The sequence below is a fragment of the Nostoc sp. CCY 9925 genome, assembly GCF_963920935.1.
Lineage (GTDB): Bacteria > Cyanobacteriota > Cyanobacteriia > Cyanobacteriales > Nostocaceae > Nostoc.
Genome location: NZ_CAWUDO010000256.1, coordinates 1 through 2121, shown reverse-complemented (window position 1 = coordinate 2121; position 2121 = coordinate 1). Strand labels below are relative to the sequence as shown.

Genomic DNA, 2121 nt, shown 5'->3' with positions numbered 1-2121 from the left:
CTTGCCATCTAAGTTTTTGCAATAGCGATTCGGATTCAATTCAGTCAACTTGTTGAGTTCAAGTTCTGTTTTGCATTCCTCCCAAACAGCTGAATCTGTCCGAATTATAAAGAAATCGGGTGTATACTGGTGTCTATTTTTTCGCCCGTTTTTGCTTTGATAGACTAATTCTATTGCTGGCGGTTGGTCGTAATATTCCAGTACGTATGGGTCATGTTCTAGTTCATAAATACGCGCTAATTCGTTATGATGGCTCTCGAATTGAATAGTCACTCCCATTTTTCTTGAGGGGTAACTGCCACATACGTTTTTTCTTGCCCCGGTTACTCGACGAGATGGGTTGGCGCTACGAATCTCCTCAATTATTGCCTGCGCTGCTTGACTGAGGTCTTGTTGACGGCACCAGTTGTTAAATTCTTGCTTGTCAAGCATAATTTTGGTTGAGGAGAGACTGTTGCGATCATTCGTCTCTCCTACTGTTGATCTCATCACAACGCTGTATATTTATGAACGAAGTGTTGAAAATGTTTGCTCAACTTATACTTTCTCAATCTTATTTTTGCTCAACTTATACTTTCAAGACCCCTATATTTGCTAGTTACTCTTGACGAAATTAATACTGTTTCCAGCAATCTGTTGCTCAACTTATGCTTTCATAATTGCTCATCTTATAATTACAGTGACAGTCGTTGTCACTGTAAGCATAAGTTGAGCAATTTGCTCGCTTTATGCTTTCACACCAGGGTTGTTCAAGTTATGCTGGGAGCACAGTGGAGAAAGTAAATCCAAAGAATGATAGTAGCCTGTTGCTTTATCTGAGCCGTTTGGATAGAGCGATCGCTGCTTATTTGTGCCTATCTCAAAGTTCTATTCTTTTATGTTTGGTTGTCATTAAAGCAAAGTTATTGAAAAGAAGCTTTAGTGTTAAACTCTTGCTATGCCTAGCTTTCATAGGTTAAAAGAAGAAATCAGGTTGTTTGATATCCTGATGGAGTATGTTTGCTCAGATTATGGTTACAGAACAGCACCTTTGCTCAAGTTGTAAGGATTCAGTTAGCTTGGTTTTAGATAATACCAATTCATGATTTGGAATCCATATTGAGAAAGCTAATTATAGGTAAGAATTCAGGATTGGTGAATTCAGCATTCAGAACAGTTCAAGAATCTGAACAATATTTAATGGCCAAATATATAAATCAGACTAAATTCATTATCAATTCTGACTTCTGACTCCTGGGTGCTGAATTCTTACAATTATAGTAAAGCTTTTATGCTTTGAATGTGTTGCTGAAGTTGAGAGAATTGGTATTAATATTAGATTTTTTTATGGTATCAGTTCCTTGACCAAATTTTTACAAAATACAGCAAAATTCACTAAATATTTAGTGCTTGTACATATACAAAAGCATTAAAATTTGAACAAAAATATTTTTTTGCTGATACTCTGCTAATTTTTGGTCACGATTTTTTCAAACTGCACTGTAATTCACGCTCAACTAGGATTCAGATGAAACACAATTCAGCTACGATCGCATCTTTACTATTGCTCTTGCCTTTAAGCTTGAGTGTGATAAGTTTATCTACCTCAATTACACAAGCAGCAATAGAAAGTTCTGCCTGTGAAATGAGAGCAGAAGAGGCAGACACTGGAGCTTACTCCCAAAAGCAACTGCAAACCCTTGCCAGTCGCATTAAAGTCAAAGTGATAGGCGATAACAACGGCGGTTCAGGAACGCTAATTGCTAGACAAGCAAATACCTATCTAGTCCTGACTAATCAACATGTAATTTGTGGAGCTAACAGCATTCGCCTGCAAACTTTTGATGGTCAAACCTATCCGGTACAAATTGTTGCCAATACTAATTTTGAAAAACATGATTTAGCCCTATCTGATTACAACAAAGCCATTGCGATTAATCCTCAAGATGCTGATGCTTACATTAATCGGGGTATTCTTTACAAAAAGCAGAAAAAATGGGAATTAGCTCTTGCTGATTACAACAAAGCCATTGCGATTAATCCTCAATATGCTCTTGCTTACTACAATCGCGGTATTCTTTACACTGAGCAGAAAAAATGGGAATTAGCTCTTGCTGATTACAACAAAGCCATTGCGATTAA

At 37.1% G+C, this 2121-nt stretch carries 2 protein-coding genes; one reads left to right on the top strand and one right to left on the bottom strand.

What is annotated here, in order from left to right:
* Positions 1-489, bottom strand: a 489-nt coding sequence (locus ACM0OY_RS40190) for a Tn7 transposase TnsA N-terminal domain-containing protein (RefSeq protein WP_414574269.1), incomplete at its 3' end; no start/stop codon positions are given.
* A gap of 1018 nt (positions 490-1507) precedes the next feature.
* Between ACM0OY_RS40190 and ACM0OY_RS40185 the strand changes: the two genes are divergently transcribed.
* Positions 1508-2121: tetratricopeptide repeat protein (locus ACM0OY_RS40185; protein WP_414574268.1), on the top strand; the 614-nt coding region annotated here is incomplete at its 3' end.